The sequence below is a fragment of the candidate division WOR-3 bacterium genome (genome assembly GCA_039803925.1).
Taxonomy (GTDB): Bacteria; Hydrothermota; Hydrothermia; order Hydrothermales; family JAJRUZ01; genus JBCNVI01.
The window spans coordinates 60,878-74,724 of sequence record JBDRZL010000002.1 but is presented as its reverse complement, the minus strand read 5'-3'; the positions used below and the strand labels follow the sequence as shown (position 1 = coordinate 74,724).

Here is a 13,847-nt window from a genome sequence, read left to right as displayed (position 1 = left end):
GTTAATTATTATAATAGTAATTATTTATACTAATTAAAAAGGAGGTCTTAAAATGGCAAAGACTACGAATGAAATAAAGACACTTATAGCAGAAATTGAAGAAGAAGGTGTTAAAGTTCTTGCAACATTTAATGACCCCTATGGTGATAAACCTCAGCTTCTTGTTGAAGTTCCAATAAATATGGTTGAACCCACTCCTTTCCAGAGAGATCTTTCTGAACCTCATGTTAGAAGGTTGATGGAAGTGATTGAGACAGTTGGTAGGTTTCTTGATCCTATTATTCTTGTTAGACCTAAAAAGGGAGTTTATTGGACACCAAATGGAAATCATAGAAGAGAGGCTATGTTAAGGCTTGGCAAGGAAAAAATTACAGGAATTTTAATTCCTGATTATTCTACTACATATCAGATACTGGCTTTAAATACAGAAAAGGCTCATAATATAAAAGAAAAATCTCTTGAAGTGATTAGAATGTATAAGACAATAATGAGAGAAGAACCAGAAAAATATGAGAGTGAATATGCTTTTCAATTTGAAGAGGCTCCTTATATAACTCTTGGTATTTTATATGAAGAAAAACCTAAATTTTCAGGTGGAGCTTATCATACATTCTTAAAGAAGGTAGATAACTTTTTAGATATACCCTTTGAAGAGGCATATAAAGAGAGGGAGAGAAGAGCTTCTATCCTGGCGGAAGTGGATGAGATAGTTCAAGAAAAAGTTATGAAGATAAGAGAAAGGGGTATAAATCATCCCTTTGTAAAGCAGTTTGTTGTGAATAGAGCGAATCCTTTTGGAAGAAAAAGAAAACTTGATGTAAATTATTATGAAGCCTTTGAAATGTTTAAGGAGAGATTAAACGAACTTGATGTATCTAAAGTAAGTTATGAAGATATTGTATCAGCGGAAAGTAGTTTTGAGGAGGAATAATTTTTGGTTGTTAAAATTGAAAAGAAAAGAAAGATTATAATCTTCTAAAAGCCTTTTATTTCCTTTTTTTAACTTTTTTTTCTTTTATTAAATCAGGAAATAAATACTTAATAACATCGTATATATTATCAACATAAATAAATTCCATCCCCTTTGTTATGTAAGAGGGTAATTCCCTAACATCTTTTTCATTCCAGCTTGGAAGAATTACTTTTTTAATTCCTGCTCTTTTTGCAGCAAGAACTTTTTCTTTTATTCCACCAACCGGCATAACCTTTCCCCTTAAAGTTATTTCACCTGTCATCGCAACTTCTGGATCTACTGGTTTACCTGTAAAAAGTGAAAGTAAGGATACAAATATTGCAACTCCTGCTGAAGGTCCATCTTTTGGAATTGCCCCCTCTGGAACATGAATATGAATATCACTTTTTTCAATTTCCGAATAATTTATATTACAGGCTTTTGAATTTGCTCTGATAAGTGTTAAAGCAGCCTGACAGGATTCTCTCATTACTTCTCCGAGTTTTCCTGTTAAAATTAAAGCCCCTCTTCCTGGCATTTTCGCTGATTCTATAAAAAGGATTTCTCCACCTGTAGGAGTCCAAGCTAACCCTGTCGCGACTCCAACTGTCCCCTTTCTTATTTTTGTTTCAGAATAAAAAATAGGAGAACCAAGATATTTTTCAACATTACTTGGTGTTATAACAAAATTGGTTTTTCCATCTTTTGTTCTTAGAATTTCCATTGCAATTTTTCGCATAATTTCACCAATTTTCCTTTCAAGCTGTCTCACACCAGCTTCTCTTGTGTATTCATTTATTATTTTTTCTAAAGCTTTTCTTGTAAAACTAATATTCATCCCATCAAGACCGTTTTCCTTTTTCTGTCTTGGTATTAAATATCTGGTTGCTATAAATAATTTTTCCTTATCCACATAACCTGGAATTTCAATAATTTCCATCCTATCAAGCAAGGGAGGCGGAATTGTATAAAGAGTATTGGCAGTAGCAATGAAAAATACCTGTGATAAATCGAATGGCACTTCTATATAGTGATCACGGAAGGAATAGTTCTGTTCAGGATCAAGAACTTCTAAAAGAGCAGATGCAGGATCCCCTCTAAAATCAAGACCAATTTTATCCACTTCATCCAACATAAATACAGGATTTTTCGTCCCAACCTGTCTTATCCCTTGAATAATTCTACCCGGTAATGCACCAACATATGTTCTCCTGTGCCCCCTTATTTCTGCTTCATCTCTTATACCACCAAGAGCCATCCTTATAAATTTTCTTCCCAATGCTCTTGCTATACTTTTACCAAGAGATGTTTTTCCAACACCAGGAGGTCCAATAAAACAGAGAATGGGTCCCTTCAGTTTTCCTTTTTTGATTATTCTCACAGCAAGAAATTCAAGAATTCTTTCCTTGACCTTTTCTAAATTATAGTGGTCCTCATCAAGGATTTTTTTTGCTCTTTCTAAATCCAGAATATCCTCTGTTTCTTCACTCCAAGGGAGAGCAATTAACCAGTCTATATAATTCCTTGATACAGAATATTCAGGTGAGGCAGGATGCATTCTTGAAAGTTTATCTAATTCTCTTAAAGCCACTTCTCTTGCCTCATCAGGCATTTTCTTTTCTTCTATTTTTTTTCTCAATTCCTGAATTTCCTTTTCAGTTTCATCAAGTTCTCCTAATTCTTTTTGAATAGCTCTTAGCTGTTCTCTCAATATATGTTCTCTTCTTGTTCTCTCAATTGATTCATCTACCTCCTCTTTTATTTTTTTCGAAAGAGAAGCAACCTCTTTTTCAGCAGTTAAAAAGGATAAAACTTTTTTCATTCTTTCTTCTAAATTAAGGGTTTCAAGTAATCTTTGTTTTTCAAGAGGTTCTATATTTATTGAGGATGCAACCATATCGGTGAAAATTGAATAATCTTCTATACCTGATAAAAATATAAGTGCCTCTTCAGGAATATAGGGAACTGCCTGAATAATTTCTTTTAATGTTGAAAGAATACTGTGTTTTAAAGCCTCAAGAATTTTATTATCCTTCGGAAGCTCATCCTGTAATATTTTAACTTTTGCATAGAATCCTATTTCTTTTTTTAAAAATTCAAGAATTTCAACTCTTTTTATACCCTGAATAAAAAGCCTCATTGAGCCATCCGGAGCCCTGAACATCCTATGAATATAAACTGCTGTCCCTATTTTAAAAATATTTTCAGGCTCAAATTCTTTTTTTTCTTCTTTCTGTAAGAATGAACCAAATATTTTATCCTGCTTTAAAGCCTCATCTATTAATCTTTGATAAGTTTCTTCTTTTATTGTAAAAGGAATTGCTATTCCAGGGAAAATTACCCCTCCTTTAACAGGAATAACCGGAAGAACCTCAGGAATATGGAATTCAAATTCTTTTTCTTCCATGTTATTCCTCCTTTACTTCAATTTCTATAATTTTTTTTATCCTTTTAGGTATTTTTATTTTTAAAATTCCGTTTCTATAACTTGTAGATATTTGAGAATATTCTATTTCTTTTGGTAATTCAATTATTCTTCTGTACTCAGAATAGGGCCATTCATAACAGTGATGACACATTGCTAGTTCTTCACTTTTCTCTTTTTTTGCTTCTACCTTTAAGATTTCATCTTCTAAAACTACTTTAAGAGAATCTTTTTCAATTCCAGGCATAATAAGTTCAATAATCCATTCGTTTTCAGTTTCATAAACATTTGCAGGTGGAGCAAGAAATCTTGAGGGAGCTTCCTCCCTCATTGTTCTCACGATTTGAAAGATAAATCCCTCCTCAAATTTCATAATAAATAATACCTTTATTTTTAAATTTTTTCCATAAACTTAATTTTTTCAAGTATATCAATTACAAAATGAATATCTTTAATTTTCAATTTTCCTATTTCAAGATTTAAAAAGTTTAAAATTTCTTCAAAATCTCTTTTTCCATCAGCAAGATAGGAAATTAAATCTATAAGAAGAGGTAAATTTTTTATTTTTTCTCTTTTCTCATCAAAAATTTTTCTTTCTTTAAAATCTAAGCGAAAAGATAGTGAAAGGGGTACACCCTTTTCTTTTTTTCTTAAGATAAATTTCTCTTTTGTTTTTATTCTTTCCGATTTTTCTTTCTTTATTTTTTCTTTTTCCATAAATTCTTCAATTTCCTTTAAATCATCTTCAATACTAATATTTTTTTCAAGTTTATTTAAAGATTTAAAAGCATTTATTAGACCAAAATATTCCTTTATAAATTCTTCTTTTTCCCCTTCTTTTATTTTCAATTCAAATATTTCTCTTTTAAAAATTTCTTTAATTTTTTCTTTTAAAAATAAAACATCTTCTTTTTCAAAGTTTAGAAGAAAATATAAATATGCATAGGCAAGAGAAAAAGAATTCTTTAAGGAAATTTCTGAAATTTTATCTCTTGTATCAGCTGTTGTGTGATAAAATTTATCAGGCCAGTAATTTATCATACATGAAGGGATTCCAAAGTCAGGTGAAATTAAAATATAATGATCTGAACCACCTGAATAATTTGACATTGTTTTTCTAAAAAGGGGTATTTCTGATGTTCCTCTGAAATTTTTAGCCCCTCCAGGTAAATAGTCCATTATTAAACCTGCAAGATAACCTGCAAAACTTCTTATAAAAAATGGTTCTCTTTCAACTGTCATAACACTTTTACATTTATCCTGGTCCTCTCCTACCATATCAAGGTTTAATGCTGATATAACTTCAATATTTTCATTGAAGAATTCTTTCAAAAAAGCAATTGTTCCTGTCATTTCGGGTAAAATTAGTATTCTTAAATTTCTCTTAAGTTTTATTTCATTTTTCTTTATAAGTTCATTAATGTATTTTGCGATTCCAAGAGAAACCGCCACACCTGAAAGATTATCGTTTGCAAAAGGTGAAGGATGACAAAAATGGGATAAAAGCCATATTTCCTTTTTATCTTCTTCACCCTTAAATAATATATCAACTATTTCAATAAAACCTTCTCCAAATTCAGAAAAAATTTCTACCTCAGCCTTTAATTTTTTATGTTTTTTTAAAACTTTTTTTAATTTTTCCCCTTTTCTTTTCGATATTGAAAACCCGAAAAATCCTTCCTCCCAGAAGGAAACATAGTGCAGATAATCTTCAAGTTCACCTTCTTCTCTTATTCCTTCAATTTCAGGCATCCCGAAATAAAGTATTCCAGCATCATTACCTAGTATTTCATAGAAAGTTTTTCTGAAGTTCTCTGTTAAAAAAATCTTTTTATCTTTTTCTCCTTTATATTTTTCAAAATCAACAATTTCATAAATACCCCCTACTTTCTTGCTTCTTGGAATTACAGAAAGAGGTATTTCCCTGTAATCTGCAATAATTTCTATAAAGGGTTCAATTATTTTTAAATACCCTTTATTGATTTTCCAGTAGGGAAAGAATTTCTGAAAGAAATATTCGGAATTTTTATTAAAGGGAAGTTTATGAATTTTAAAATTTATTCCTTCATTTTTCAAAAGATAAGATAGTTCTGATAAAGCTTTTGAATATTCTTCTGAGACCTGTATTCTATGAAATCTTGAAAAATCATTTATAATTGATTTTATAAAACTTGAAGGAAAATTTTTCTGTGAAACACTTATTATTTCCTTAAAATTCATTTTAAATTATAAGATTTTTTTTGAATTTTTAAAAATCAAAGTTTAAAATTAAAATAATGGAAAAAAAATTTTCAATAATTACTTTCGGTTGCCAGATGAATGTCAGGGATTCTGAGACGATGAGAAGTATTCTACTAAAGAAAGGATTCGAAGAAGATATCCCTGAAAATGCAGATATTATTTTGATTAATTCCTGCTCAGTAAGGGGAAAGGCTGAAAAGAGAGCAAAAATTTATGCGAGAGAATTTAAAAGAAAAGGTAAAAAGGTAATTTTTGCAGGATGTGTGGCAGAAAGTGAAAAGGAAAAAATTTTTGAACTGGGAGTTGATGCAATCTTAGGAACAAGAAAAATTCACAAGATTTCTGATATAGCTGAAACCCTAATCGAAGAAAATAAAAAAATTATAGAAGTTGGATTTGATGAAATTCCTGAATATAAAGATATACCTGAACCAACCCACCCTGTTACTTCCTATGTGAATATTTCAATAGGATGTGATAATTTCTGCTCCTTCTGCATTGTTCCATATACAAGGGGAAGGGAAATTAGTAGAAGCTATAGCTCTATTTTGAAAGAATCTCAGGAATTAATTGATAAAGGTTCAAAGGAAATATTTCTTTTAGGCCAAAATGTAAATTCCTATTTTGATGAAGAGACAGGTTTTGATTTCGCTGACCTTATTTATAATCTTGATAAAGATTTAAAGGGTAACTTCTGGATTAAATACTTATCCCCAAATCCAAGGGATTTCTCCTATAAAGTTTTTAAATCAATAAAGGAAAGTACACATATTTCCCACTGGTTCCATTTACCCCTTCAGTCTGGTTCAACAAAAATTTTAAAAAGAATGAAAAGGGATTATACAAAAGAAGAATTTCTTGACCTTTGTTATATGATAAGGGAAGAATTTAAGGATTCAACAATAACAACTGATATAATAGTAGGATTTCCAGGTGAGGATGATAAGGACTTTGAAGATACCCTTTCTGTTGTGAGAAGTGTAAAATTTGAAATGGCTTTTATGTTTAAATATTCAGAAAGACCAAATACACCTGCAAGAAGATTTAAGGATAAAGTTCCTGAAAATATTAAAGAAGAAAGACTTAAAACTCTTATTGATGAAGTAAATAGAATAATTGGGGAAAGAAGAAAGGAGATGTTAGGAAGGAGATTTCTTGTTTTAACTGAAGGAGAATCTGAAAAGTTTGAGAATTTTTCAAAGGTTAAAACAAGAGAAAATATTAAAGGTATTATTAAAGGTAATTTTAAACCTGGTGAATTTCTTATAGCAAGAGTTATAGATATTAAAGGACACACCCCTTTATTTGAGTTTGAAAGATTTTGCAATTATAAGGGAGATATTTAAGAGATAATTTTGCTTTTATTTGTTATAAAAATTTCTTCTGATTTTAAATTTTCAATCACGGAATAATCGCCTATAATTCCCTTTTTAATTATTGAATTTAATATTTTTGTTCCTTTATAAACTAATACGTTTTCAATTTTTGAATTTTTTATTTTACACTCAGTTTCTATTGATACAAAAGGTCCTATTTCTGAATTTTCTATATTTACATTTTTATCAATCCATACAGGTGGAATAATTTTTGTATTTTTAATATTTTTCTTTTCAAGAATTTCCTTTTTATTTAAAATTTTTTTGTGGGTTTCAAGAATTTCATCAAGAGTTCCTGTATCAAGCCATTTTTTTACCTTTAAAGTATAAAGTTCCTCTCCCTTTTCTAAAAGTATTTTAAAAGCATCTGTTAACTGAAATTCTCCTTTTGTTTTTAAATTCCTTTTTTCTATTTCTCTTAATGCTGAAAAAAGAATTTCAATTTTTCTTAAATAATATATTCCACATATTACAAGATTTGTTTTTGGTTTCTCCGGTTTTTCTTCTACTTGAGCTATTTTATTATTATCAAGAACTACAATACCAAATCTCCTTGGATCCTGATGATGGAAAACTCCTATGTAATTTTTATTCTTATTAAAATTTTTAATATCTACATCAAGAATAGAATCACCAAGTACTATTAAGCATTTTCCCTTTTTAACTTTTTCTTCGGCACATAAAATTGCATCACCAAGACCAAGGGATTTTTTCTGAATCACAAAATCGCATTTTAAATTATTTATTTTTTTAATTTCATCAATAGATTCAATTAAATTTGGTGATATAACATAAACTACTTTTTCTATATTAAATTTTTTTAAAATTTTTGTAACATAATAAAGAGTTGGTTTTCCTTTAATTCTTAAAAGTGGTTTTGGTGTTGCAAAAGATAGAGGATATGTCCTTGTTCCCTTTCCAGCGATCGGAATTATAGCCTTCAATCTAAAAGAGCCTTTTTTAACCTTTCAATTCTTTTTATTTCAAAGGGATTAACTTTATTCAATTTTGCAAGGTGGAGTGAAACATAATCAAAAAAGTAAATTGTGTAAAAAATTTCCTCTAAAAGCTTTTCTCCTTCAGGCTCAAAAACTGTAATACCCATTACTTCATCTTCAATAATTTTTATTGTTTCCTCAATTCTTTTTTTGTTTCTATCATTTATATACTTCCCCTTTATAAAAATAACCCAGGCTCTTTCAATTATCTCTTCCGGTTCTTTTAAACCTTCAATCTCGTTATGATTCATTTCAGGTATAAAATCTATATGAACAAATTGTTTTGAATTTTCATTTAACTGAGTTTTTATTCTAAAAGCACAACCTGCATAGGGATATGATGTATAAATAAAAAGAGGTCTTTTATAAATTTTTTGTGCCATTTCCATACATTCTCCTTCAATTGATGAGAATTTTTCTCTTTTTTCTTCTAAAAAATTTTTTAAATCATCTAACTCCTCTAATTTAAAATTTATATATTCTGAAAGAATAAAACTCAAAAGGGAAAACATTAAGGGTAATGCACACCTGGGAGGATAACCTTCTGTAAGTTTAAAATAGGGCAATTTTTCTTTTCTAAAAAGTTCTTCCAGTTTACCACCTGCTGAAATCCCTATGGTTTTTTTGTTTTTTAATGCTTCAAAAAAACTTATTGTTTCTTCTGTATTACCTGAATAACTTATGAGAATGTTTAAAGATTCATTACTTATTAAATCGTAATAATAATCATTTATAACATTATGTTTTATTTTTAAAAAGGGTGAGATAATTTTACCTCCAATACCAGAACCACCCATTCCAATAAAATTAACTTCCTTAAAATTAAATAAAATTTTTTCTTTAAAATTTTTGTAAAAAATAAGATCTTGGGGAAAATAGTAAAGAAATTCTTCCATACTTTTAAATTTATAATTTTTCATTTTCCTCCTTTTATTTTAAATACTTTTTTAAACTGTTAAGTTTTTCCTCAAAAATTCTCTTTTTTTCTTCTGTTTCTTTGATAACTTTTTCCGGTGCTTTTTCTAAAAATTCGGGATTCTTTAGTCTTTTTTCAATACCAGCGAGTAAATTTTCAAGTTCTTTTATTTCCTTTTCTATTCTAATTTTTTCCTCCTCAATGTTAATCCTTTCAGGAAATTCAACAATTATTTCCTTTTCATTTATTACATAACCGAGATAATTCTTTTCAGGTTCTTTTTCAAGAACTGAAGCCTTTGCAAGACAATTGAGTATATCTTTAAATCTTTTGTCTTTTTCTTCTTTAATAAATATCCTTATATTTTCTTTCAAAGGAATCCTATAGATACCTTTTATTTCCCTTAAAAGCTCTATTAATTTTATCAAAAACTCAAATTCTTCTTTTTCTCTTTCAAAATTGATATCAAATTCAGTAACCCACTCTGTTAATGATATACTTTCCTTTTCTCTTTTAAAAGGAAGTTTATGCCATAATTCCTCAGTTATAAAAGGTATTACAGGATGAGCCATCCTTAAAAATTTTTCAAATACAATTAAAGCAACTTTTAAAGCGATAGTTTTCCTTTTTTCATCTTTCAACCTATCTTTTATTGCTTCAAGATAATAATCACAATAATTTAACCAGAAAAAGTTATATATTGACTTTGCCAGTTCTGGGTAATCGTAGTTTTCAAGACTATAATTTACATTTTTTAAAGCTTCGTTAAACTTCATTAAAATCCATTTATCTTCAAACTCAAGATTTTTTGGCAATTCATATTCTAATACCTTTCCTTCATCTATGTATGTTAAGAGAAGTCTTAAGGCATTCCACATTTTATTACAGAAGTTTCTCCCTATTTTCATTTTTTCCTCACTGAAAATAATATCTCTACCTTCTGGAGCAATTGAAATTAGAGAAAACCTTACTCCATCAACACCATACTTATCAAATAAATCTTCAGGATCAGGCGAATTACCAAGTGATTTTGAGAGTTTTCTTCTTTTTTCATCCCTTAAAAGACCGTGAATTAGAACACTTTTAAAAGGAACTTTTCCAAGAAATTCAATACCAGCCATAATCATCCTTGCTACCCAGAAGTAGAGAATATCCCAGGCACTTACAAGTAAAGAGCCAGGATAATATCTTTCTAAATCAGTAGTGTTTTCAGGCCATCCAAGAGTTGAAAAAGGGAATAGCCATGAAGAAAACCAGGTATCAAGAACATCCTCATCCTGTTTTATTTTTGTTGAAGAACATTTATCACATTTTAAAGGATGAGTTGTACTTACCATCTCATTTTTGCAGTTCTCACAGTAATAAACAGGTATTCTATGACCCCACCATAACTGTCTTGATATTACCCAGTCTTTAACATTTAGAAGCCATATATCATAAAGTTTTTTCCATGATGGGGGGTAAAATTTAACTTCTCCTTTTTCACCTGCTTCAAAAGCTTTCTGCGCCATTTCCTTCATTTTTAAAAACCATTGTTCAGAAAGATAGGGTTCAATTACTGTTTCACATCTATAACATTTACCGAGATTAATTTTATAGTCCTCAACTTTTTCAAGAAGCCCCATATTTTGAAGCCTTTTAATTATTTCTTCTCTTGCTTTAAATCTATCAAGACCTTTAAATTCTCCACCTTCTTCATTTATTATTCCTTTTGTATCCATAATAGTTACAAAGGGAAGGTTGTGTTTCTTTGCTATTTCAAAATCAACAGGATCATGGGAAGGGGTAACTTTTACAGCACCTGTTCCAAATTCAGGGTCCACTGATTCATCTTCTATTATTTTTAGTTTTCTTCCAATAAAGGGTAAGATTGCATATTTTCCCACAAAGTCCTTATATCTTTTATCCTCTGGATGAACAGCAACTGCTGTATCTCCAAGCATGGTTTCAGGTCTTGTTGTTGCGAGAGTAACAAATTTACCTTTTTCCTCAAGTGGATATTTTATGTAATAAAGTTTTCCATTTACTTCTTCTCTTTCTACTTCTTCATCTGATAAAGTGGTTTCACATCTTGGACAGAAATTAACAATATATTTACCCCTGTAGATTAGTCCCTTTTTATAAAGTTTAACAAAGGCTTCAAGAACAGCTTTTGACATGATTTTATCCATTGTGAATCTGTACCTTGTCCAGTCACAGGAACAGCCAAGTCTTCTAAGTTGAGATTTAATAATTTCTTCGTACTTTTTCTTCCATTCATATACTCTTTCTACAAATTTTTCTCTTCCCAGCTCAAATCTTGTTTTTCCTTCTTTTGCCAATTCCTTTTCAACTACATTCTGGGTTGCAATACCAGCATGATCAACACCAGGGAGCCATAAAACATCGTATCCTTTCATTCTCATATACCTTGCATAGATATCTTGTAAAGTATTATTCAGTACATGACCCATATGTAACATTCCTGTGACATTGGGAGGAGGCATCATTATAACATAGGGCTTTTTATTTTTATCTTTTCCAGCCTGGTATAGATTTTTTTCAGTCCAGAATTTCTCCCATTTGGGTTCAACCTCTTTTGGATTGTATTTTTTGGCTATTTCCATAGATTTTATTATAAATACTTTTAAAAAGCCCTTGCAAATTAATATTCTATGAGGTTATTATTACTTGTGGAAACACCTTCAATATTAACAGCTTTTTTCGGAGGATTTTTATCTTTTCTTTCACCTTGTATATTGCCTTTAATTCCTGCCTATATATCCTATATAACAGGTGCATCTATTGAGGAATTAAAAAGTAGTAATTCTTTTTCTTTTGGTATTTTAATTCATTCCCTTCTTTTTGTTTTTGGTTTTTCAACAATTTTTTTATTCCTTGGATTTGCTTCATCTCTTATTGGATCTTTTTTTATTGAAAAAAAATTTATTCTGGAAAAAGTAGCGGGAATTTTTATAATTATTCTTTCTTTACATCTTACAGGAATATTGAGATTTAAGTTTCTTGATGTGGAAAAAAAATTAAATCCAGTCCAATCAAGTCTACCCTTTTTAAGGTCTTTTCTTGTTGGATTTGGATTTGGTTTTGGATGGACTCCCTGTATTGGTCCGATTCTTTCTGCAATACTCGCTCTTGCAGCCACTTCAGCTTCTCCTCTAAAAGGAACTTTTCTTTTAGCCTTCTATTCCCTTGGTCTTGCTATTCCTTTTATAATTTCAGGTCTTTTTATCAATCTCTTTTTTGCAATGTTTTTAAAATTTAAAAAACATTTAAGAAAGGTTGAAATTATAGCTGGTCTTTTTCTTTTTGCCCTGGGTATTTTACTTTTATTGGGTATTTTCTCAAAAATTACCTTTACACTTTCCCTTTAATTATTTTAAAATATTTATGATGGTTCAATTCCTTTTAATTTGGAGGTGATAAAATGGATATATATGAAAGTGCTTCAAAGGGGACAGGCTGGATTAAATTTTTTGGTATAGTTAACATAATAGCAGGTATTTTAGAGGCAATCACCATAATAGGGATACTTATTGCATGGATTCCTATATGGATTGGAATAACTGCACTTCAGGCAGCTTCTTCAGCAGAAAAAGCTTCTATATCAAAAAGTGAAGCTGATTTAATTCAATATCATTCAAAAATTAGATTTCTTTTCCAGTTAATTGGAATTTTAATAATTGTGGGAATAATTTTAGGTATTATTATTTTCCTTGTAGCAATAGTAGCTTCTGCATTTTTTGCCTCAATGCTTTCAGAATTGGGAGGATTTAACTGGTGATATTTTTTTTAAAAATATTTTATTCTGCCTTTATCTACTCCTATATAACTCCTGATACAATTAACTTTTATGTTATTAAAAAAATTTACGAAAAAGGTGATTCAATTTTAATAAATATTAAAATTTCTCCTTACATTCTTGTTTTTAAAAAAGAGGAAAAGGAATTTTCAGGAGGAATTAGGATTGATATATATAGCACAACAGAAGATAAGAATGAATATTTTGTAAGGTTTTTTAAAAGGTTCTCCTTTGAAAAATATGAGGAAACAAGAGAAAGAGAAAATAAAATTGTTTTTGAAAAATGGATTACTGTTCAAAAAAGTGTAGATAAAATAAATATTGAAGTTACTGATCTTAACTCTCAAAAAAGATGGAGTTTTTCAAGGACTTTTATTAATAAGGATTTTGTTAAATTTGGTGATATAATTTTCTTTAAAAAAAATGGAGACAGTGTATCATACAAGAAACCACCACTTTCGGATTCTCTTTATAATATTTTGATAAATTTTGATTCAAAAGAGGAAGGAAAGGGTGAGATTATTTTTTATAAAAAAAATGAGACTTTTAAAAATTTTTCCTTTGATTTTAAAAGGGGAATAAATAGGATCTTTAAAACCCTTAACCTATCAGAATTTAATGAAGAAATTTTGAAATACAGGGTAAAGCTTAATTCAGAAAAAAGAAAGGTTGAATTTGAAGATGAGTATTTATTAAAAAATTTAGATTTGTTTTCAATTTATGAATGGAATGATATTGTAGATGCTTTAAACATAATATTTCAGAGGAGTGATATTGAAGAACTATTGGATGTTAAACCTGAGGAAAGAAAAAAAGCATGGAGAAATTTCTGGGATAAAAGAGATCCTGATCCAGTAACACTCCACAATGAACTGGAAATTAAATTTCTTGAAAGATTTCAATATGTAATGAAGAATTTTTCAGGTCCAATTAAAGGGTATAAAACTGATAGAGGAAGGATTTATATAAGATTTGGCCCTCCTGATTTTATAGAAGATCATCCCCTTGAATTTAGCTCTTATCCCTATCAGATCTGGTATTACAATAGCCTCAGATTAAGGTTCATTTTTGTTGATAAAACAGGTTTTGGTGATTACGAGCTTATTAATGATATGAGAGAATTATACCCTCAGTACTGAT

At 29.4% G+C, this 13,847-nt stretch carries 11 protein-coding genes; 5 read left to right on the top strand and 6 right to left on the bottom strand.

Annotated features, from left to right (window positions below; translation table 11 throughout):
* Positions 1 to 52 precede the first annotated feature (52 nt).
* Positions 53 to 931 carry a ParB/RepB/Spo0J family partition protein gene (locus tag ABIN17_01495; protein MEO0283736.1) on the top strand — a complete coding sequence of 293 codons (879 nt, stop codon included), beginning with the start codon at positions 53 to 55 and terminating at the stop codon, positions 929 to 931.
* A gap of 55 nt (positions 932 to 986) precedes the next feature.
* Here ABIN17_01495 and lon read toward each other — a convergent pair whose 3' ends face one another.
* From lon to ABIN17_01480, 3 genes are read right to left on the bottom strand one after another with little or no spacing between them, the layout of a single operon-like run.
* Positions 987 to 3,359, bottom strand: coding sequence for an endopeptidase La (lon, locus tag ABIN17_01490; GenBank protein MEO0283735.1), 2,373 nt, complete (start codon positions 3,357 to 3,359; stop codon positions 987 to 989).
* A 1-nt stretch (position 3,360) separates the two neighbouring features.
* Positions 3,361 to 3,750, bottom strand: coding sequence for an Hsp20/alpha crystallin family protein (locus tag ABIN17_01485; protein MEO0283734.1), 390 nt, complete (start codon positions 3,748 to 3,750; stop codon positions 3,361 to 3,363).
* A 20-nt stretch (positions 3,751 to 3,770) separates the two neighbouring features.
* Positions 3,771 to 5,597 (bottom strand): DUF4910 domain-containing protein, encoded by a 1,827-nt coding sequence (locus tag ABIN17_01480; protein ID MEO0283733.1) that lies wholly within the window; start codon positions 5,595 to 5,597, stop codon positions 3,771 to 3,773.
* Between the two features lie 56 nt (positions 5,598 to 5,653).
* Here ABIN17_01480 and miaB point away from each other — a divergent pair, with 56 nt between their 5' ends.
* Positions 5,654 to 6,964 (top strand): tRNA (N6-isopentenyl adenosine(37)-C2)-methylthiotransferase MiaB, encoded by a 1,311-nt coding sequence (gene miaB / locus ABIN17_01475; protein MEO0283732.1) that lies wholly within the window; start codon positions 5,654 to 5,656, stop codon positions 6,962 to 6,964.
* On the opposite strand, the gene ABIN17_01470 is transcribed toward miaB, so the two are convergent.
* From ABIN17_01470 to ABIN17_01460, 3 genes are read right to left on the bottom strand one after another with little or no spacing between them, the layout of a single operon-like run.
* Complete coding sequence (locus ABIN17_01470) at positions 6,961 to 7,938, bottom strand: sugar phosphate nucleotidyltransferase (protein ID MEO0283731.1); 978 nt, start codon at positions 7,936 to 7,938, stop codon at positions 6,961 to 6,963. The two genes, miaB and ABIN17_01470, sit on opposite strands and share 4 nt — an antisense overlap.
* Positions 7,935 to 8,912 (bottom strand): bifunctional phosphoglucose/phosphomannose isomerase, encoded by a 978-nt coding sequence (locus tag ABIN17_01465; protein MEO0283730.1) that lies wholly within the window; start codon positions 8,910 to 8,912, stop codon positions 7,935 to 7,937. The genes ABIN17_01470 and ABIN17_01465 overlap by 4 nt, the downstream gene beginning before the upstream one ends.
* Positions 8,913 to 8,922: 10 nt before the next feature.
* On the bottom strand, positions 8,923 to 11,514 hold the full coding sequence (locus ABIN17_01460; protein ID MEO0283729.1) for a valine--tRNA ligase: 2,592 nt from the start codon (positions 11,512 to 11,514) through the stop codon (positions 8,923 to 8,925).
* A 48-nt stretch (positions 11,515 to 11,562) separates the two neighbouring features.
* Here ABIN17_01460 and ABIN17_01455 point away from each other — a divergent pair, with 48 nt between their 5' ends.
* The 3 genes from ABIN17_01455 to ABIN17_01445 are packed head-to-tail and all read left to right on the top strand — an operon-like array spanning position 11,563 to position 13,846.
* On the top strand, positions 11,563 to 12,279 hold the full coding sequence (locus tag ABIN17_01455) for a cytochrome c biogenesis protein CcdA (protein ID MEO0283728.1): 717 nt from the start codon (positions 11,563 to 11,565) through the stop codon (positions 12,277 to 12,279).
* 53 nt (positions 12,280 to 12,332) lie between these two features.
* On the top strand, positions 12,333 to 12,689 hold the full coding sequence (locus ABIN17_01450) for a DUF5362 family protein (protein MEO0283727.1): 357 nt from the start codon (positions 12,333 to 12,335) through the stop codon (positions 12,687 to 12,689).
* Positions 12,686 to 13,846, top strand: a complete 1,161-nt coding sequence (locus tag ABIN17_01445; GenBank protein ID MEO0283726.1) for a GWxTD domain-containing protein — start codon at positions 12,686 to 12,688, stop codon at positions 13,844 to 13,846. The genes ABIN17_01450 and ABIN17_01445 overlap by 4 nt, the downstream gene beginning before the upstream one ends.
* Position 13,847: the final 1 nt, after the last annotated feature.